Genomic DNA, 19,744 nt, shown 5'->3' with positions numbered 1-19,744 from the left:
TATATAAAAATGCGGCTTGTAAATCTAAAAACAAACCTTGAAATTCATCCCCTGCACTAGATACTACCTTTTTCTTGATTCCTTGTTCATATATAGTATTTAGATAATCCACGCATCCCATTAATACATTTTGTACATCATATCGATCATAATATTTCCGGGACTCTACTACATCAAACATTATCGCTGCATATTTCATGTAATTCACCTCATACCATATACTTTATCTTATGATCCAAAATTGTGCAACTCTTTTTCGTTGCTTTTTCTTTTCGCAATGTATATACGTTGCTTTTTAACAAGTCAACTCTTTTTTATTGCTTTATTCTTCCCATATAAAATCGGATCATTTTTATCTGGCGCATAATTTCCCCTTGTCTACTTAAACTTTACTGCCGTTCCATACGCGATCACCTCAGCGGCTCCCTGCATCACTGCCGAGGACGCATAGCGCACATTCACAACGGCATCTGCATCCATGCTCTGCGCCTCCATCACCATTCTCTTAGTAGCAAGCGCCCGTGCCTCCGTCATCATCTCATTGTACGCTTTCAACTCGCCGCCCACCAGAGTCTTCAGGCTCTGTGTAATATCTCTTCCAACATTCTTGGACTGAATTGTGCTTCCCTTCACCAGCCCCAGCATCTCCAGTTCCTTTCCGGTAATGTAATCAGTATTTACTAAGATCATCTTCTTCTCCTCCATCGATTTCTTTGATTCTCTCCATACAGACATATATCATCGCTCCGCCTAACGCCGCCGGGATCACTGCCAGCACCACCTTAAGCACTGCAGGCACAAGGCTGATGACCAGACAGAAATAAAGCAGATAATACAGAACGATCAATACAGTAATAACAATCGGTGCTATCTTCTTTTTCTGATGTGCGTCCATACATTCCTCTCCTTTGACATGATGAGACTATTGTAGCATATATTTACGCATAACTCCAATCCTTTCTCATAGTAAATAAAATCCAAAAGTTTTGAAGAAAAGTACATTTTACTATATAATAATCTTGAAGAAAAGCCTATCAGAAGTTTTTAGAATGGAAGCAGCAGTATTCCGGGAAATATGCTATTTTACTTGAAGGAGCCCGGCGACTCAAAAACAATCTTACCCTGCTATAATTCCACGGATCCGGCAGCAAGTCTGCCGGACACAAAAGACTTTGACAGCTATAAATTATATCTTTCTGATACCGGATTATTTGTCACGCTCATGTTTATTGACCGTCCGGTGACCGAAAATAATATATATGCCAGGCTGCTGTCCGACAAGCTCCCTGCAAATCTGGGGTTCCTGTACGAAAACCTTGCCGCCCAGATGATTGCTGCAGCCGGGAGAGAGCTTTATTATCATACCTGGGAAAAACACGGCAGTACCCACTATTATGAAGTAGATTTTCTGATTTCGGAAGGAAGTAAGATCAATGCTTTCGAAATTAAGTCTTCGGGTACAGGAAAACACGAATCCATAAAACAGTTTTATAAAAAATATTCAAAGCATGTGCGCAACATTTATTTATTATCCCAAAAGGATGTCAGCAAAGAAGAAAACCTATTATTCAAACCGTTTTACCTCATACCGTTTTTGTTACAATAAAACCAGCCGCACCAGCATCGCAGCGATCCACGCTACAGCGCACTGCCAGAACACCACGCCCACTGCCCATTTGCCGCCAAGCTCCCGCCTGATGGATGCCACTGCTGCCACACACGGCGTATACAACAGGCTGAACACCAAAAGCGACGCCGCAGAAACCGGTGATAACACGGAACCGATGCTGTCGCCAAAAAGAACGCCCAGAGTAGATACAACGCTTTCCTTTGCCATAAATCCACTGATCAGAGCTGTGCATATCCGCCAGTCTCCAAGACCGAGCGGCGCAAACACCGGCACAAGCAGCGAAGATACCGCTGCCAGAATACTGTCCGCTGAATTCTTGACCATGTTCAGACGCAGATCAAAGCTCTGCAAAAACCATACAACAACCGTAGCAACTAAAATCACCGAGAATGCCTTCTGCAAAAAGTCCTTGGCTTTCTCCCACAAAAGCTGCGCCACATTTCGGACTCCGGGCAGCCGGTAGTTCGGAAGCTCCATCACAAATGGCACCGGCTCCCCCTGAAAAAGTGTTCCTTTATACAGAAATGCGATCAATATTCCTGTAACAATACCAAACAAATACAGACCCGCCATGATAAGTCCACCGCGTCCCGGGAAAAATACGCTGACAAAAAACGAATAGATTGGCAGTTTCGCCGTGCAGCTCATAAACGGTGTCAGGAGAATGGTCATTTTACGATCACGTTCACTGGTCAGCGTTCTTGTCGCCATCACAGCAGGTACGGTACAGCCAAATCCAATCAGCATCGGCACAATACTCCGCCCTGACAAACCAATCTTACGCAGCATTTTATCCATCACAAAAGCTACACGGGCAATATATCCACTATCTTCCATCATGGACAGGAAGAAAAACAGTGTCACGATAATCGGCAGGAAACTTAAAACACTTCCCACACCGGTAAAAATTCCATCAATCACCAGACTATGCACCGCTTCATTGACCTGCATCGCCGTCAGCCCTCTGTCCACAATATCGGACACTGCGTCAATCCCCATCTGCAGAATATTCTGAAGCCACGCCCCAATCACATTAAAGGTCAGATAAAACACAAGCACCATAATCCCCACAAAGCAGGGAATTGCCGTGTACTTTCCAGTCAGCACACGGTCAATGCGCTCACTCCGGATCCGTTCTCTGCTCTCCTTCGGCTTCACTACTGTCTGCTCACAAAGACGCTCGATAAAGTCAAAGCGCATATCCGCAATCGCCGCACTCCGATCCAGCTTCCGCTCTGTCTCCATCTGCTGCACAATATGCTCTAACATCTCCGTCTCATTCTGATCCAGCGCAAGCTTTCCAAGGATCAGAGGGTCTCCTTCAATCGCCTTGGTTGCCGCAAAACGCACCGGAATGTGTGCATATTCCGCATGATCCTCGATCAGATGGATAACGGCATGGATACAGCGATGAACCGCTCCATCGTGGTCATTTTTATCGCAAAAGTCCTGACGCAGAGGTTTTTCCTGATATTTTGCAATGTGAAGTGCATGACGCACAAGCTCGTCCACGCCCTCATTCTTCGCCGCAGAGATTGGAATTACCGGCACTCCGAGCAGTGCCTCCATTCCGTTCACATCAATCGCTCCCTGATTGCCTGTCACCTCATCCATCATATTCAATGCAACAACCATCGGAATATCCATCTCCAGAAGCTGCATCGTCAAATAAAGATTTCTCTCAATATTCGTCGCATCAACAATATTGATCAATGCCCGCGGCTTCTCATCCAGCACAAAATTCCTTGATACGATCTCCTCGCTGCTGTACGGCGACATGGAATAAATGCCCGGAAGATCCGTAATATCTGTCTCTGCATGTCCTTTGATCGCTCCATCCTTACGATCCACCGTAACACCCGGAAAATTACCGACATGCTGGTTCGAGCCGGTGAGTTGGTTAAACAATGTTGTCTTTCCACAATTCTGATTTCCCACCAACGCATAGGTAAGCATCGTCCCCTCCGGCAACGGATTCTCATCCTCTTTGGAATGATACCTTCCCTCCTCACCAAGCCCCGGATGTGCGATCGGCTGCAGACGTTCTTTTCCGGCATGACTTCTTGTTCTCTGGTTAATTGGCGCAATCTCGATCTGATCTGCCTCTGCCAGACGAAGTGTCAGTTCATAGCCGTGAATCTGCAGTTCCATCGGATCTCCCATTGGCGCAAGCTTTACCACCGTCACCTCTGCTCCGGGAATCATTCCCATGTCCAGAAAGTGCTGTCGCAACGCACCCTTTCCTCCAACTGTACAGATCACAGCACTCTTACCTGTCTCTAGTTCCTTTAATGTCATATCTTTTGCCCTCTTCGATTACTGATAATTTTTATCAACAATAATACGCTATACCAAACAGGCTCCCCTGTCAACATAACATTTTCCGTGGCGCATTTTACGTTTTTATTCCGCAGACAACAGATGATCTGCATGCAAACAAAACGGGACTACCCCGCATCCCCGCCGAAACCTCCGGCAAAAAACGCATTCTGCAGTCCCGTTTGTTTTATTGAGTTGGCATTTGTGAGTCATAAACATCTATACACTGCAACACTATGATGCAGCAACTGCCTCCGCTTCTCCCTCGGCGTCCTCAGTTTCTTCCTCGTACTGAGATTCCTCTGTAATATCAACAATCGTTGCATCCTCCGAAGTGATCAGCTCGATCTTGTCATTCATCAATTCCTTAATATCCTTTACCTTGACGCACTTCTGATCTCCCAGCTTCTCGAAATCAATATAAACCTTCTCCACAATATCCGCCGGATCTGCTTTATAATGGATTTCGGAAATCTCCTCGTCAACGGAGCCCTTTGCCAGCTCCTCATGCAGCAATACAACCTGTGCTGTCGTAGAAATCTTCTCACCGGCAACCAGCATCTGGAAATCAATAAACATGATTCTCTTCATCAAAGGATTATAATCAACATCCTTCACGATTGCATTGTACTTCTGCTCTCCAACCTGCAATACCGTTCTGCTGCCCTTCATGTTCTTTCTCATGAAACGCTCTGCCTCAAATTCGGATATCTTCAATGGTACAGATTCCTCCAGATCTCTTCCGCACAAGCTTCCCGGGACATATCCCTCTCTCCGTAACTTTTTCGCCTTTACATTCATGTCTCTTTTCTCAGCATTTAATGTCATCATAATGATTCCTCCTTTTATCGCTGATATTGTTACATGCGTAAAGCAAAGCTTAATTCAAAATGGACTGCTGTAAACCCCTTTCCTGTTAACGGAAATATTCTCATTGAAACAAAAAAACCTCCGCCACACAGGGTTTCCAGTGTAGTAGAAGTCCAAATCGAATCGGTTTTTCGTTTTATGCACCATAAATTATTATAGTACCTTCCCGCCAATCTGTCCAATTTCATTTTTGACAATATTTTCTGAAATACAATTCAATTTTTGTGCAAAAATTTAAAAGAGGATGACCACAAACGGATCATCCCCTCAGAATCATATACAAGCTTTCAAATTATCCGAAGTATCTCTTAAAAAGTCCCTCGAATACAAAGCGTTTGTCAATTAACCGAAATATCTCTTAAGAAGTCCCTCGAATGCTTTACCATGTCTAGCCTCATCTCTAGCCATCTCATGAACGGTATCATGGATTGCATCAAGATCAAGTGCCTTTGCTCTCTTAGCAAGGTCAAACTTACCGGCTGTAGCACCGTGCTCAGCCTCTACACGCATCTCCAGATTCTTCTTCGTGCTGTCTGTTACAACCTCACCAAGCAGCTCTGCGAACTTTGCAGCGTGCTCTGCCTCTTCATAAGCAGCCTTCTCCCAGTAAAGACCGATCTCCGGATAACCCTCGCGATGAGCAACACGAGCCATTGCCAGATACATACCAACCTCTGAGCACTCGCCGTTAAAGTTTGCGCGAAGATCAGCCATGATATCCTCCGGTGCACCCTGTGCAACACCTACAACATGCTCAGCAGCCCAAGTCTTGTCATCTCCCTGCTTAATGAACTTATCTGCAGGAACTCCACACTGAGGACACTTCTCAGGAGGCTGCTCTCCTTCATAAACATAACCACATACAGAACATACAAACTTTGCCATAATCGTAATCTCCTTTTCTTTTATAATATTTACTTTTGATTGCCAATTTCTCCTTAACAGTAACAATTACTGTTTCTGTTTAGAATATAGCAAATCTAATTCGCTTTGTCAACTCTTTTTTGAAAAAATTTCTAACTTCTTGATCATTTTCAATCAACAACGCATCCCCTGCGTCCACCGGCTCCGCCAAGAATACTCGCCGACCCGCTGCTACTCTTTACCAATAGCACTCTCCCCATCCGCAGCTACGCCTTGCACTTCGGACACAAGCCGTAAAAGAGCACCTGGTGTCCCTGTATCTCTCCGTCAAATCCCGCACCCGCGATCTGATCAATATGGTCGATCGGATCCATCTCCAGATCCATCACACAGCCACATTTCTGACAGGAAAAATGATAATGCGGTCTTGTATCTCCGTCAAAATGATCCACGCCGTCTCCGCAATCCAGACGAAGCGCCTGTCCCTGCTCTACCAAAAGATTCAGGTTACGATATACGGTACCCAGACTGATCTTCGGATATTCATTTTTGATATTATAATACACAGCTTCCGCTGTCGGATGAGATTTCGTCGAGAGAAGATAGGTACGGATCGCCTCCCGCTGTTTACTGTATCGCATTGCAGCCATCTCATTCTCCTTTCATGAATAACAGTAATTGTTACTGTTATTTTACCATTTATTTTAAATATGTCAATAGAAGTTTCCATTTCTTGACTTTTCATCGAATCGTTTTATACTTAATAAAAACACAATGTAAAAGGATGTGATTCAATGACAACCAACACACTTCCCCAGAACCACATGGAAATATACTGGCATGATTATGCAAGCCAGATGGAAGATGTGAAAATACGCAATGCCAGCCTGACCGAAAAGGCCTCCATCATCGGAAGAACCGGTCTGATGCTGCTATCCTGCGGAACCGGAGCCTGGCGTGTACGAAGCTCAATGAATTCGTTGGCCAAGCAGCTCAACATCACCTGCACCGCCAATATCGGTCTTATGTCCATCGACTACACCTGTTTCGATGGAGACCACTGTTTTTCGCAGTCTCTGTGTCTGACCAATACAGGAGTCAATACTTCCAAGCTGAATCGTCTGGAGCGTTTTATCCATGAGTTTCCAGAAAACTGCGAGAACTTGTCCGGAGAACAACTTCATGCACAGCTTGACGAGATCGAGCAGCTCCACGGACTTTACTCTCCGGTTGCTCTCGGCTTTGCCGCCGCTCTGGCGTGTGGCTGCTTCACCTTTCTTCTGGGTGGCGATCTGAACGAAATGATTCTCGCCTTCCTGGGAGCCGGAATCGGTAATTTCCTGCGATGCAAATTGACCAAGCACCATTTTACATTATTTTTATGCATTGTCTCATCGGTTGCCGCAGCCTGTCTGGTTTATGTTGGTGCATTAAATCTGGCGGAACACTTTTTCTCTGTTTCTCTGCAGCACGAGGCCGGTTATATCTGTTCCATGCTGTTTATCATCCCCGGATTTCCATTTATTACAAGTGGCATCGACCTTGCCAAGCTGGATATGCGTTCCGGTCTGGAACGGCTTGCTTATGCGATCGTCATCATCCTTGTCGCAACGGTTACCGCATGGATCATGGCGCTTCTCTTCCATTTGAAGCCGATGGATTTTCCTCCATTACATCTATCAGCCGGAACACATTTACTGCTCCGGCTGATCACTAGCTTTGGTGGTGTATTCGGTTTTTCCATTATGTTCAACAGTCCCTGTTCTATTGCTGCCGCCGCTGCTTTTATTGGCGCCATAGCAAATACGCTTCGGCTGGAACTTGTGGATTTCGTCGCAATACCTCCTGCTGCCGCTGCTTTTATCGGTGCACTGACTGCCGGCATTTTAGCATCTCTGCTCAAAAATAAGCTTGGCTATCCGCGAATTTCCATTACCGTTCCCGCCATTGTCATAATGGTTCCCGGTCTGTATCTTTACAAGGCAGTATATAATCTCGGCATCATGTCACTGACCACCTCTGCATCCTGGTTTGCATCTGCGATGCTCATCATTCTGGCTCTGCCACTTGGTCTGATATTTGCCCGTATCATCACAGACAAATCCTTCCGCTATTGCACTTGATATATTTTCAATGCGGTGCCGTGCACGACATGGCACCGCATATTTTTTATTTTATCGAAAGGTTCTCTAAATCCATTCTCCCTTTAACAGATATTCCTCTCTCTTTGCTCCCACAGAAACAAATGAAATTTCATGGTTCAAAGACTTTTCCAGAAATGCAATATACGCTTTTGCATGATCCGGAAGTTCTTCCCAACTGCGGCATCCTGATATGCTCTGCTGCCATCCCGGCAGTGTCTGTACTACCGGCTCATGTTTTTCCAGATCACAACCCGGATCAAACTGATCCGTCACCTTGTCGCCACAACGATACCCTGTGATGACCGGAATTTCTGCAAACGCACTCAGCACATCCAGCTTTGTCAGTGCAATCTTATCTGCATTCTGGCATTTCAGTCCATAACGGCTTGCCGGTATATCGATTGGACCGACTCTTCTCGGTCTTCCGGTTGCCGCGCCATACTCGCCGCCCAGCCTGCGAAGCATCTCCTGCCAGGACTGTGTCATTGCTTTCTCTGCCACAAACGGGCCGGCACCCACGCAGGTGGAATATGCCTTTAGCACCCCGACTACATGATCAGTTGTGTAGCCCGGTATTCCTGCACCGATCGGAGCATACGCCGCGATCGTGGAAGAACTGGAGGTATATGGGAATATTCCGTAATCAATATCTCTCATAGCTCCCAGCTGCGCCTCCAGGATCACCTTCTTGCCCTTTTGAAGTGCTTCCTCCAGAAACGCTCCCGTATCGCAAATATACCCTGCGAATTTCTCCGCCTGCTCATTACACCATTGTAACAACGCCGGAAATGACATCGGTTCCTGATGATAACATCCGGCAAGCTCCATATTTTTGGCATCCAACATCATTTTAAGCCGCGCCTGCATGCCCTCTTCGTTCAACCGGAGCAGATCACCCATCCGCAATGTCTTTTTGCGGTACTTATCGCTGTACGCATAGGCAATTCCTCTTCGAGTGGACCCAAACGCAGACCCGCTTTTTGCCAGACGATCCTCCTCCAACTCATCCTGTATTCTGTGCCACGGCATTGAGATCGTCGCTCTTTGGGATATTTTCAAATTCTTCGGAGAAACGGACACGCCCTTTTGACGAAGCTTCGCAATCTCATCCTCCAGATGCTCCAGATCTACAACCATTCCATCGCCAAGAACACATATCACACCATCATGAAGGATTCCCGATGGGATCAGATTCAATATAAATTTGCCCTGATCAGCAACAACGGTATGTCCGGCATTGTTGCCTCCCTGATACCGCACGACCACATCTGCCTCTCCGGCAAGAAGATCGATCACCCTGCCTTTTCCTTCATCTCCCCAGTTAATTCCTGTTACCGCTGTTAGCATAATTTTCCCTCCTCAGTTATTTCACCCGGCATAAAAATGCCTTGTTTTTTTCTTCGTCACTCATTATACTGACCTTATAGAAATATGTAAAAGCTATTATTGATATGATTGACATTATTATTTGATATATCAGAAACGGAGACTTCTATGAACATCAATTTTGAGTATTATAAGATTTTTTATTACGTTGCCAAATACGGCAATCTCACCAAAGCAGCACATGTACTTGGCAACAGCCAGCCTAACATTACCCGCGCCATGAATTGTCTGGAAAGCGAGATTCGATGCACGCTTTTCATCCGTACAAACCGTGGCGTCCGCCTGACCCCGGAAGGGGAACGGCTTTACACCCGGGTTTCTGCAGCCATGGCACAATTACAGCTTGCAGAGGAGGAGCTTACGGATAGCACCGGTCTGGAGCATGGCAGCATTTCCATCGGTGCCAGCGAGACTGCACTGAGTATTTATCTGCTGGAGCGGCTGAAGCATTTCCATATGACATATCCAAATATACGGCTTAAGATTTATAACCATTCCACCCCCCAGGCAGTTCATTCCGTCAAAAACGGTGAGATCGACTTTGCCATAGTCACCACTCCTACAACAGCAAAACCTCCCTTGAAGGAGATAAGACTGGAATCCTTCCGGGAGGTTCTTGTCGGCGGCAAAACATTCACTGCACTGAGCAGTCAGACTCTGACACTCGCAGAGCTGAAAAATTATCCTTTAATCTGTCTGGGCAGGGAAACGATGACTTTTGCCTTTTATCATCAATTGTTTCTGTCACACGGTCTGGAACTGGAACCAGACACAGAAGCCGCCACAACCGATCAGATTCTGCCTCTTGTGAAATCCGATCTTGGGCTTGCATTCATTCCGGAATCCATGGCAATTCCTGCCATTCAAAACCACGAAGTGATCCCGATCCATCTGCAGGAAACCATCCCGTGCCGTCATGTCTGTATGGTTTCTGATGTCAAACGGCCACTAAACAGCGCTGCCAGAAAGCTGAAAGACCTGATCCTGCACTCATAACTCCAGACTGTCTTTGCCGGCTTTCCTCATCAGTGCTTCCCTGCCTGCCAGAACAATACCGTCTATTTCCGTCAAATGGTGCAGTATTTTCTTCTCAAACTGGCTGATCGGCAGGAGAACACCGATCTCATCGTATTTGCGCTCATTCTTCAAGCCAGTTTCCTGTCCATAGTAAACCATTGCGGAAAGTGCGCATTTTTGAATCTGTTGAAAGGCATCCCATATGATTGCATACGCCTGAGCCTCGCTCATTCCGAGTGCCGCCGTATCCGGAAGTGCGTAAAGGATCAATATGCCTCGTTTCGGATTTACAAAATCCTCTTCAATCTCCAGATTGTTGGTATACCGGCGAACAATATCATATCCATCTGCAAGATATATCTTTGACCGCGGAGCACAGGTATGATTTTTCAGAATTTCCTGATATTTGTTCCATTCATGTGCGGAAATCCTGCGGGCAGATGTCTCGAGCTTATTCCCCTCTGCATCGGTCAGGAGTACCGGATTATCCCCTGCCTTTCCATGGAAACGCTTCGGGATCAGATATGCCTCCCGCAGCAGATCAAACATACTTCTCTGGCAGATTTCCAGCAGAAGTGCACTGATATCCTGCTCCTCGTATGCTGAAAAAAGTGCTCTTGCAAAATGCTGTGATCTCGTATCCGGAGAGATATTCTCATCCGAAAAGCGGTCATAAAAGGTTTCCTCCAACCGCTCGCATGCCTCCGGTGACCGGAGGATTTTCTCAAACACCTCCTCCACCTCTGTTTCTCTTGGAATCTTTTTAAGCATAGAAGACATAATATCACTCTTTTCTTTTTATTTGTGGCAAATGCTCTGATCCGATATCATTTGTCTTTTTCGGCTTATATTATACTCGCATTTTTTCAAAATACAATAGCTTACGCCGCTTCCTGTCGCAAAAATCCCGGACAGCAATAACCATCCGGGATTCCATTACTCTTTATACTATTGTCTTAATTTATTTACGAAAAACAGATTTGAAAAAACCGCCCTTCTTGCTGCTTTTGCCATCGTCTCCGGCATGATCCTCCGCCTGCGGCTGTTCGTCCGCCGACAGCTCTCCTCCAAAGCCTGCCGGATAAAGTAAATGCTCATAATGCTTTCGCAGCTTCGCCCAGTCCGGCTCATGAAAATACTCCGGCGACGGAACATCAATCTTCGCATCCTCATTGATCAGACACACGACTGTCTTGTCGTCTGTCGTGTCCTCGATATTCCATAACGGCACACTCGCCGTCATCGTTTCGCAGATCCTGTCCGCTGTCGCTGCATCATACAGACTTTCATAACCCCGGTGCATGCAATCCAAATACAGCTTCCAGTCCTGCTCCGGATCAAGAAACTCCCCATTGATATAGTAATGATACAGATCGATCGGATCCTGAAGATTCTTATTACCCAATACACAGTACGGATTCATAAAAAATTCTGTCGCACTCAGGTATACATTCGTCTTACGTCTGTCAGGATTCTGAATCTCCTCTCTGGTCGTCGGAAGATTCAACAAATGCGGAAGAACAACTCGTTCCAGCATACCATCGGTCACCAGCATAACTGCTGCCACTCTCTCCGGAAAGCATCCAAATTTCCACGACTTCTCACCCGCCCGCAGCGGCATGACCGACACACCGTCCGAGCCCTTCTGTGGAAACGTGACTACCTTTGTCTCTCCGGACATTGTCCGAACCAAAATTCCTCCATCTCCGGCATGACCATAGATCACCGTTCTGCCATCGTAGAGTACCACATGAAGAGTGGTATCATATTCATTCAGCATATCATCACAGTCTTTGACATACTCCTCGATCGCCTTCTCCGCATAGCGGTATCCCGCCTTGAGACATGCCATCTTCTCTTCCACCGAATAATCACTTTGAATATGATTCTCCAAATATTTTACCAGCTTTTCCGTTGCCAGCCCGGAAGCAATATCTGAATGACGTGCACTGCCAACCCCATCTGCAGCAACACCGATATACAGTCCGGGAGCAATCTCCCCATGCATATTGGCATCCTGACATACAACACCTGTTTTAATATGTGCTTTTCCTTTGATAGAAAATCCATAGCTTAACATGTCATACGCCCCTTCACCCATCAAAGATGGGATTCTACCATTCGCTAACGTCCCTCTCTTCGATATCCGCTGCCATACCAGCACCCTCTGGCAGATTATCCAGCTCTATCCTGTCTCCTACCTGACTCTTGGAAATAGCACTCATGCTGTCCACCAGCCAGTCAAAAATACCGGTAAATTCATGCTGCTTCAGCTCAATAACACGATCTGTCAGCTGGAACAGCTCTTCCTTATCATAATCATCCACACCAAGTGCCCAGAACTTAAGGCGTCCGTTACTCCCCTTGGACTCCTCTTCGTGAATGCGGGCTGCAGCCTCCTGCATTGCCTCCTTTGTTGACATGGAAACACCGTCTGTGATCATAAATATCCATGGCTTAAAGCAAGGAACTCCGACACCCTGATACTCACGGGTACGCTTCTTAACAAGATCGATCGCTACCTGGATCGCCTCTGCCATATGCGTCTGTCCGCCCGGCTCCAATGTGATCGTTGGCATCTGATCAATCGGCATAAAATCACTGACGATCTCCACATGTGTCTCGAATGTTACGATTGCCACCTCCACACGCTTTCTGGCAAGTGGATCCTGGCATACCTGCTGTTTAAATTTTGCAATTGCCTCATTCAGACTCTGAATCGGTGCACCCTTCATGGAGCTGGAAATATCCAGCAGAAGTACACATGCCATATGTGGTTCGCTCGGTGCTGCAATTCCCCCAAACAATTGCTCCTTCGTGATCTGTTCGCTCATTTTCCTTCCTCCTGATTCCTTTTCATTATAACCCCTGTATATTACATTCTATTAGCTGTTGAAATACCATACAACAAACAGAACAATAAACAATATAATAACTCCGTATACAATGAATACCAGATGTGACTCAATAAAGGATGGCTCCTTTGGTCTTGTATCCATATAATTCTCTGCCATATGCTCCTTCGGATGGATCGGCTGGCTTGCTGCGATCCGTCTCGCCTCGGCTGCTGCCTCTGCCTGCGCCTTGCGCTGTCTCTCCTGATGCTTTCGTATCATCTCGCAGTACGGGCATTCCACCTTCTTATTAATGAAAAAGATATGACCGTTCGGACACTTAATATAATCCTTATTCTGTAAAACCTCCATGATGACCTGCATCCACTCACTGGCGCTGGCACGCACGGTAGGATCCTTGTAACCATCCACAAATGTCCGGTAGAACAATCTCTGAAAACTCTCCGGCAGGAATGTAAAGTCCGGCGCATATGTCGGATATGTAATTCCCTTTTTCTTGTAGAAAAACGGAGAAAATCCCTTGCGGATATTGTCCGATGGCTGTGGAATATCCAATGATTCGTCTATCGTATCTGCCTCTTCCGGATCGATCGCACACGCAAACGGATGACATCCGTTCATAAACAGAGAGAACAGATTGACTGCCAGTGCAAAACGGTCTGTCTCCTTGCTGTATGTCGGAAGTGGCATAGATGACAAACTCTGTCCTCCGTATAAACGTTTCTGAAGCTCCGGCGGAATATAATTCGCCTGACCAACCTCGCAGCGGTACATCATCTGTCCGTTCACAATATGATACGAATCTGTATCCACCAGCGTTACCATAAGTGCCTCTGCCGGATCTGATGTATCCAGATTGACACAGATATTCTGAGGGTTCAGATCTCCACAGACCTGACCAAAGCTATGTACGGTATCTACAGCGGCACAGATATTGTATCCGATAAATAAACGGTCCTCCAGATTAATCTCCTCAATTCCGGCACCACATACGACCGTAAAATCCTCCGCACTGTGGAGTCTCGGCATGATATAACCCGCAAATCCTGACTCTTCATAGATAACGTCCAGCGGCCATGTGACCTGCTTACGCTGAATATCAGTCAATTGATAGCGAATCATCAGAGAAAGCTTTTCCAAACGCCGCTTTGTTCTTTTTTCCTGTTTATATACCTTGGCAACGATATCATCAGCACCTTCTACGGCACATATCGTTCCCTCTCCACCCTTTGCGATCGGCTCCGGATTGATGGTATATATTTTTCCCGATGCTCCCCGATACTTTTTCATTTAGTCCTCCATGTCTACAGACAGGCTTTTTTGGCATACTCTGCTGCCTTGTCTGCTGCTGCGGCTGCCTCCTGTGCCTTAACCGCTGCCATACGCGCTGCTTCTGCCGCCTCCTGTGCACGGCTCACAGCCATCTCCATCATATGCTGTCTGGACTCATCCTCCACCACATCATTCGCGCCAACTGCCTCATTGATGATCTGGTTAATGATCCGTCCATCCACGCCAACCCGAACCGGCTCTCTTGGTCCGGATTCCATCTCCACATAGTGCTTTTTCCGTTCCTGCACCTCGGCAAACTCCGTCTTTTGAACGCCCGCCATCTCATAATACTTCTTGGCAAGTTCAATGTTCTGCCCAAATAGAATGCCATTCTCATACATATATGCCAAACCGACATATGCACGCCTGCTTCCCTTGCTCTCCGCTCTGTGATAAAGCTGATATGCCCGGTTTAAATTCTGTTCTACCCCATATGTACCATTCAAGCATCTGTCCGCCATCTCGCAGGTTGCTTCCATATCCTTCTGCTCGATCAACTGTTCCAGATCCTGATTCGTTAATTTTGTATAGTCCATGCCCATCTCCATTTCTGCAGATTATGTCTGCATAATTTAACTCTCCAAAAGACCCAATAACATAAATTAAATCTATCATATTACACGCCAAAAGTCAATGATTCTACCCGTTTTGAGCCGTTTTCTTCTGCATCAAAATCCGGAGTTTCCTGTTCTCTTTGAAACGTTTTCACCCATGTTTTTGAGAAACGGAAAAAAGCCTCCTTCCGACAGTAATTTCCACTGACGAAAAGAAGCCCTTTCGTTTTACCCATTCTTACAGTTTAAAAGTCATGCAACCCTTTAGCCCGGCGGCTGATCCATCTTTCCGATCTGATTGACAAGAATACCTACCTCCTGCTCCAGCTGCCTGCTACGGATCTTCTCCAACGCCTCACGGCGTTCCTCCGGATTCATGTCCTCCGACACAAGATCTGTGCGATTTGTCAGCGCAAGACTAAGTGCAAATCCGCCACTTGCCACATCCAAAAGCATTTTATCACCCCCACATTTATTTTGCGGAGATTGATTGGAAGATATGACTGGAAAATGCTTGAAAAATCATCAAAATCCCCACAGACAACACCGTCTGCAGGGACTTGTGATCAACATTTTTTGAATGATGTCTGAAGCCACATCATTTATTCATTACATTTTCGGAAGACTTGCAAAACCAGGCTCAAGATCCTCATCCGTAGGGATATAATCCTTCATCGTGCCATCATGGAAGCTCTCGTATGCGTACATATCGAAATATCCGGTACCGGTCAGGCCAAATACGATCGTCTTCTCCTCGCCGGTCTCCTTGCACTTCATTGCCTCATCGATCGCAACCTTGATCGCATGGCTGCTCTCCGGTGCAGGAAGAATACCCTCAACTCTTGCAAACTGCTCTGCTGCCTTAAATACGGATGTCTGCTCAACAGAACGCGCCTCCATAAGACCATCTGCATAAAGCTGTGAAAGAACGGAACTCATACCATGATAACGAAGACCACCGGCATGGTTTGGTGAAGGAATAAATCCGCTTCCAAGTGTATACATCTTTGCAAGAGGACAAACCTTTCCGGTATCACAGAAGTCATATGCATACTTACCTCTTGTCAGACTCGGGCAGGATGCAGGCTCGACAGCGATCACCTGATACTTCTTCTCGCCGCGGAGCATCTCGCCGATAAACGGAGATACAAGACCACCGAGGTTTGATCCGCCACCGGCGCATCCGATAATGATGTCCGGAGTAATGTCGTATTTGTCAAGGGCAGCCTTTGTCTCCAGACCGATCACTGTCTGATGGAGAAGTACCTGGGAAAGCACGCTTCCCAGAACATAACGGTAACCCTCTGTATTAGTTGCTACTTCAACCGCCTCAGAAATTGCACATCCAAGACTTCCTGTTGTTCCCGGATGCTCTGCAAGGATCTTGCGGCCAACCTCTGTATCCATAGAAGGAGACGGTGTCACGCTTGCACCGTAGGTACGCATTACCTCACGACGGAACGGCTTCTGCTCGTAAGAGCATTTTACCATATATACCTTACAATCCAGATCAAAATAAGAGCATGCCATAGAAAGTGCAGTTCCCCACTGACCGGCTCCGGTCTCTGTGGTAACACCCTTTAAGCCCTGCTGCTTTGCATAATATGCCTGCGCAATGGCAGAGTTTAACTTATGGCTGCCGCTTGTGTTATTACCCTCAAATTTGTAATAAATCTTTGCCGGTGTATCGAGCTTCTTCTCCAGGCAGTATGCACGCACCAGCGGTGACGGACGATACATGCGGTAGAATCCAAGGATCTCATCCGGAATATCGAAATATGGTGTCGTATCGTCAAGCTCCTGCTTAGCAAGCTCTGTACAGAATACATGCTCCAGCTCTGCCAGTGTCATTGGCTCATGGGTTGCCGGATTTAAAAGCGGTGCCGGCTTATTTTTCATGTCCGCACGAACGTTATACCACTGCTTCGGCATTTCCTCCTCACTCAGGTAAATTTTGTAAGGGATTTCCTGACTCATCATGATGTTTACTCCTCCTGTGTTGGTTTGTTGGTTTATATTTTCTGTTGCATTTCGCTTAAATATCCTTAAATATTTTACTCCATTTCACAAACAGCGTCAATGAAAATACCGCGCCTGCGGCGGATTTTTTGCAGATGCACAGGTGTGCCTGAGAAAGGCTCCAACAAGTAGAGCCCATCTTACTTCAGCACCCAGATCATTTGATTCAAACTATTTTTTAATTTTCTTCTTTTTTATCTTGCCCCATTTCCCATATATTTTCTTACCATCTCTTGTTACACCAAGCCTTACCCTTACATAATATTTTTTCCCTTTTTTCGCTCCCTTATAGCAATAAGTTGATTTTGTAGTGTAAATATTCTTTGCTCCTTTGAAATTTCTTTTTGTGCTAATTTGCACTTGGTAAAAAGCTTTTTGAGACAAATTAGCTTTCCCCCACGAAATGTATAGCTTATTTTTTTTCTTATTCTGAAGCTTTTTCACATTCACCTTTTTCTCCAATAAGAGAGTCTCTTCCTTGGAATCTCCAGTCATATCTTCTGGCTGAGAAATAAAATCGGAATCCGGTGATCCAGTTGTAATTTTGTCCGGAGTTATAGTCGGCTTTGTTTCCGGAACATCCATTGGTACCTCGCTTGGCTTTATTTCCGGTGTTTTACTCGGCTTCTCACCCGGAGCACCACTTGGACTTGCCGTATTTCCCGGCTCATATGTTGGTGCATCAGTTGCCGCCGGACTTTTCGTTGGTGCCTCGCTTGGCTTTATTTCCGGTGTTTTACTCGGCTTTTCATCCGGTGCACCACTTGGACTTGCCGTATTTCCCGGCTCATATGTTGGTGCATTAGTCACCGTTGGACTTTCAAGTGGCTTTGGCGTTGTTTCTTTTTCAATGATCTTCCACAGATATTCTTTTGCTTCTTTTGTACCGTCTGCCCAAATGCAATTTTCCGCATCTTTCAGCCCAACAGACGCAACATAATTTCCCGGTAACGTTGCCGCAGCCTCTATTATATTTACCCAATCCGTTTCCAATTCCTCAAATAACAGTTTCTGTTCAACCCCTGTATAATACAGATTTTTCTGAGAATCCTGCAAAATTGGTATAGGAACTAATCTCTGCGTAATATTTACGCGAACCATTTTACTGTCCACCCATGTGGTATCCTTTCCATCGCATAAAGTTACACGACACTTATATACTCCACTATCTTTCACATCTTTAACAGATATTGACGCCCCTGTTGCTAAATGGATCTTCTCAAAATCGCCATTCTGCATATCATCATAATACCACTGATAAGATAACACCCCTTTTTCTCCTATTTCATGAGATGCAGATATAAATATCTCTCGTTTTTCTCCATCGTATATAAAGTCCATTTTCTTTTCTGTAGGATTGATCTTATCAATCGAAGGTTCTTTCAACATCTTCTTTACATAAATTTCTGTATCCTGTGCTACCGTCAACGGCCAATCCTTTTCCTCTAGCTGTTCACTATCTGTATCCTTTCCCAGATAATATTGATACTCATAACCCTTTTCTTCATATTCCTTTGGGCAATATACATTACAATTCTCATCCGTTTTTACATCAAGAGTTATGTCTCCTACAAAATGAACAGTATACGTCGGATTAACTATCCTTACTTTAACCGTTTCGGTATAGTTACCATAACATGCTGCTACAACAATTTCTCCCTTAGGTTCATCTTTTCCCACCGTCAATAATCCATTTTCGTCAATATGTGTATCTTTACTTTCACATCCTTTTACAGACCAATCACTTATATTCACATATTCGTCTACTCCTGTGTAAGCAATACCCACCAACTGCACCTGCTCTTCAGGCGCTGCAACCGGTTCTTCAGGAGTTATAATCGGATCATTCCAACCTCTAAATGGTATCTTTTGCTCTTTAGCATATGATTCCGCATAAGTGTCCTTGGTTCCGTAAATGACTGCTTCTGACTTGTTAATTGCACAAAACGTCTTGCTGCTGATAGCACTTACCGTACATGGTAATACGATATTTTTTAAGGCACTGGCTTGATCGAAAGATCCAGCCCCAATATACTCAATTCCAGATTGAAATTCTACCGTTGTCAGATTCTTTCCTGCATAGTATTCTGCTGTATAATACGATGCACTTCCACTTCTTATATCCGGCATTATTCCGGTTTTTCCTTTGGTATATGTGATCTTTTCTATATTTTCGCACTTCTTAAAGCTTGCACAATCAGTATACGAGCCTAACGAATATGTATTTACATAATCCAGATCCACCGGCATTGTCAATTCTTTAATCCCAGTACAGTCTGAAAATGCATTTTTGCATACTTTTTCTATTGTCTCCGGTATCTTCAGACTACTTAAACCTGTACATCCATCAAAGCAGGACGCCGGTATCTCTTTCAGCCCTGCAGGAATTGTCAGATCTGACAAACCACTGCAACCAGAAAAACTACGTTCTCCCAGTTCTTCTATATTGCTAAAATCAAAGTCCGTTATTGCTTTGTTATTACAAAAAGCATAATCCCCTATTTTCTTTACTGTAGATGCCAGCTCAATATTTTTTAATCCTTTTCCTCCACTTCCTGCATACTCATAATATGCTCTGGCTCCAATATTTTTTACTCCCTCTTCAAACTTTACCGTAGTCAGCTTATTTCCTGCATAGTATTCCGCTGTATAACGCGATGCATATACCCCTACCACATTACTTTTTATATCCGGCATTATTCCGGTTTTTCCCTTGGTATATGTGATCTTTTCTATATTTTCGCACTTCTTAAA

Annotated in this window: 19 protein-coding genes; 3 read left to right on the top strand and 16 right to left on the bottom strand. The window is 45.3% G+C overall.

Going from position 1 to position 19,744, the window contains the following annotated elements; translation table 11 throughout:
* From ACZLMD_RS11350 to ACZLMD_RS11340, 3 genes are all read right to left on the bottom strand, one after another.
* Window positions 1-199, bottom strand: a 199-nt coding sequence (locus ACZLMD_RS11350; RefSeq protein ID WP_489495716.1) for a SatD family protein, incomplete at its 3' end; no start/stop codon positions are given.
* 179 nt (window positions 200-378) lie between these two features.
* On the bottom strand, window positions 379-690 hold the full coding sequence (locus ACZLMD_RS11345; RefSeq protein ID WP_118559089.1) for a YbjQ family protein: 312 nt from the start codon (window positions 688-690) through the stop codon (window positions 379-381).
* Complete coding sequence (locus ACZLMD_RS11340) at window positions 671-895, bottom strand: hypothetical protein (RefSeq protein WP_118559088.1); 225 nt, start codon at window positions 893-895, stop codon at window positions 671-673. Before ACZLMD_RS11340 ends, ACZLMD_RS11345 begins: the two co-directional genes overlap by 20 nt.
* 192 nt (window positions 896-1,087) lie before the next feature.
* Between ACZLMD_RS11340 and ACZLMD_RS11335 the strand changes: the two genes are divergently transcribed.
* The gene (locus ACZLMD_RS11335; RefSeq protein WP_489495715.1) at window positions 1,088-1,606 is read left to right on the top strand and encodes a DUF4143 domain-containing protein; all 519 of its coding nucleotides are present in this window, start codon (window positions 1,088-1,090) and stop codon (window positions 1,604-1,606) included.
* Here ACZLMD_RS11335 and feoB read toward each other — a convergent pair.
* From feoB to ACZLMD_RS11315, 4 genes are all read right to left on the bottom strand, one after another.
* Window positions 1,598-3,928 (bottom strand): ferrous iron transport protein B, encoded by a 2,331-nt coding sequence (gene feoB / locus ACZLMD_RS11330; RefSeq protein WP_489495714.1) that lies wholly within the window; start codon window positions 3,926-3,928, stop codon window positions 1,598-1,600. The two genes, ACZLMD_RS11335 and feoB, sit on opposite strands and share 9 nt — an antisense overlap.
* A 255-nt stretch (window positions 3,929-4,183) precedes the next feature.
* A complete protein-coding gene (locus tag ACZLMD_RS11325) occupies window positions 4,184-4,780 on the bottom strand; it encodes a 50S ribosomal protein L25 (protein ID WP_489495713.1) in 597 nt (198 codons plus the stop codon).
* A 381-nt stretch (window positions 4,781-5,161) separates the two neighbouring features.
* Entirely contained in the window at window positions 5,162-5,704 is a 543-nt protein-coding gene (locus ACZLMD_RS11320) for a rubredoxin-like domain-containing protein (protein ID WP_022305486.1), read from the bottom strand.
* 245 nt (window positions 5,705-5,949) lie between these two features.
* Window positions 5,950-6,333, bottom strand: a complete 384-nt coding sequence (locus tag ACZLMD_RS11315) for a Fur family transcriptional regulator (RefSeq protein ID WP_118559085.1) — start codon at window positions 6,331-6,333, stop codon at window positions 5,950-5,952.
* Window positions 6,334-6,477: 144 nt separating this feature from the next.
* Here ACZLMD_RS11315 and ACZLMD_RS11310 point away from each other — a divergent pair, with 144 nt between their 5' ends.
* A complete protein-coding gene (locus tag ACZLMD_RS11310) occupies window positions 6,478-7,806 on the top strand; it encodes a threonine/serine exporter family protein (protein WP_482522861.1) in 1,329 nt (442 codons plus the stop codon).
* A 66-nt stretch (window positions 7,807-7,872) separates the two neighbouring features.
* Here the strand turns inward: ACZLMD_RS11310 and ACZLMD_RS11305 are convergent, their stop codons facing one another.
* On the bottom strand, window positions 7,873-9,174 hold the full coding sequence (locus tag ACZLMD_RS11305) for an adenylosuccinate synthase (protein WP_489495712.1): 1,302 nt from the start codon (window positions 9,172-9,174) through the stop codon (window positions 7,873-7,875).
* Window positions 9,175-9,321: 147 nt separating this feature from the next.
* On the opposite strand from ACZLMD_RS11305, the gene ACZLMD_RS11300 reads away from it, so the two are divergent.
* Entirely contained in the window at window positions 9,322-10,209 is an 888-nt protein-coding gene (locus tag ACZLMD_RS11300) for a LysR family transcriptional regulator (protein WP_482521839.1), read from the top strand.
* On the opposite strand, the gene ACZLMD_RS11295 is transcribed toward ACZLMD_RS11300, so the two are convergent.
* From ACZLMD_RS11295 to ACZLMD_RS11260, 8 genes are all read right to left on the bottom strand, one after another.
* On the bottom strand, window positions 10,204-11,010 hold the full coding sequence (locus tag ACZLMD_RS11295; RefSeq protein WP_489495711.1) for a DUF4866 domain-containing protein: 807 nt from the start codon (window positions 11,008-11,010) through the stop codon (window positions 10,204-10,206). The genes ACZLMD_RS11300 and ACZLMD_RS11295 overlap by 6 nt on opposite strands.
* Window positions 11,011-11,191: 181 nt before the next feature.
* Complete coding sequence (locus ACZLMD_RS11290) at window positions 11,192-12,310, bottom strand: protein phosphatase 2C domain-containing protein (RefSeq protein WP_158577093.1); 1,119 nt, start codon at window positions 12,308-12,310, stop codon at window positions 11,192-11,194.
* 34 nt (window positions 12,311-12,344) lie between these two features.
* On the bottom strand, window positions 12,345-13,064 hold the full coding sequence (locus tag ACZLMD_RS11285; protein ID WP_022305493.1) for a vWA domain-containing protein: 720 nt from the start codon (window positions 13,062-13,064) through the stop codon (window positions 12,345-12,347).
* A 51-nt stretch (window positions 13,065-13,115) separates the two neighbouring features.
* On the bottom strand, window positions 13,116-14,375 hold the full coding sequence (locus ACZLMD_RS11280; RefSeq protein ID WP_482521837.1) for a hypothetical protein: 1,260 nt from the start codon (window positions 14,373-14,375) through the stop codon (window positions 13,116-13,118).
* A gap of 14 nt (window positions 14,376-14,389) precedes the next feature.
* A complete protein-coding gene (locus tag ACZLMD_RS11275; protein WP_158577092.1) occupies window positions 14,390-14,953 on the bottom strand; it encodes a tetratricopeptide repeat protein in 564 nt (187 codons plus the stop codon).
* 282 nt (window positions 14,954-15,235) lie between these two features.
* Entirely contained in the window at window positions 15,236-15,427 is a 192-nt protein-coding gene (locus ACZLMD_RS11270; protein WP_022305495.1) for a hypothetical protein, read from the bottom strand.
* Between the two features lie 153 nt (window positions 15,428-15,580).
* The gene (locus ACZLMD_RS11265) at window positions 15,581-16,951 is read right to left on the bottom strand and encodes a TrpB-like pyridoxal phosphate-dependent enzyme (protein WP_118559079.1); all 1,371 of its coding nucleotides are present in this window, start codon (window positions 16,949-16,951) and stop codon (window positions 15,581-15,583) included.
* A 210-nt stretch (window positions 16,952-17,161) separates the two neighbouring features.
* A partial coding sequence (locus ACZLMD_RS11260; protein WP_489495710.1) for a leucine-rich repeat domain-containing protein occupies window positions 17,162-19,744 on the bottom strand: 2,583 nt, incomplete at its 5' end.

This window comes from Jutongia sp. (genome assembly GCF_057878315.1).
Note: the sequence above shows the minus strand (reverse complement) of the source record. Positions and strands in the feature narration are given on the sequence as shown.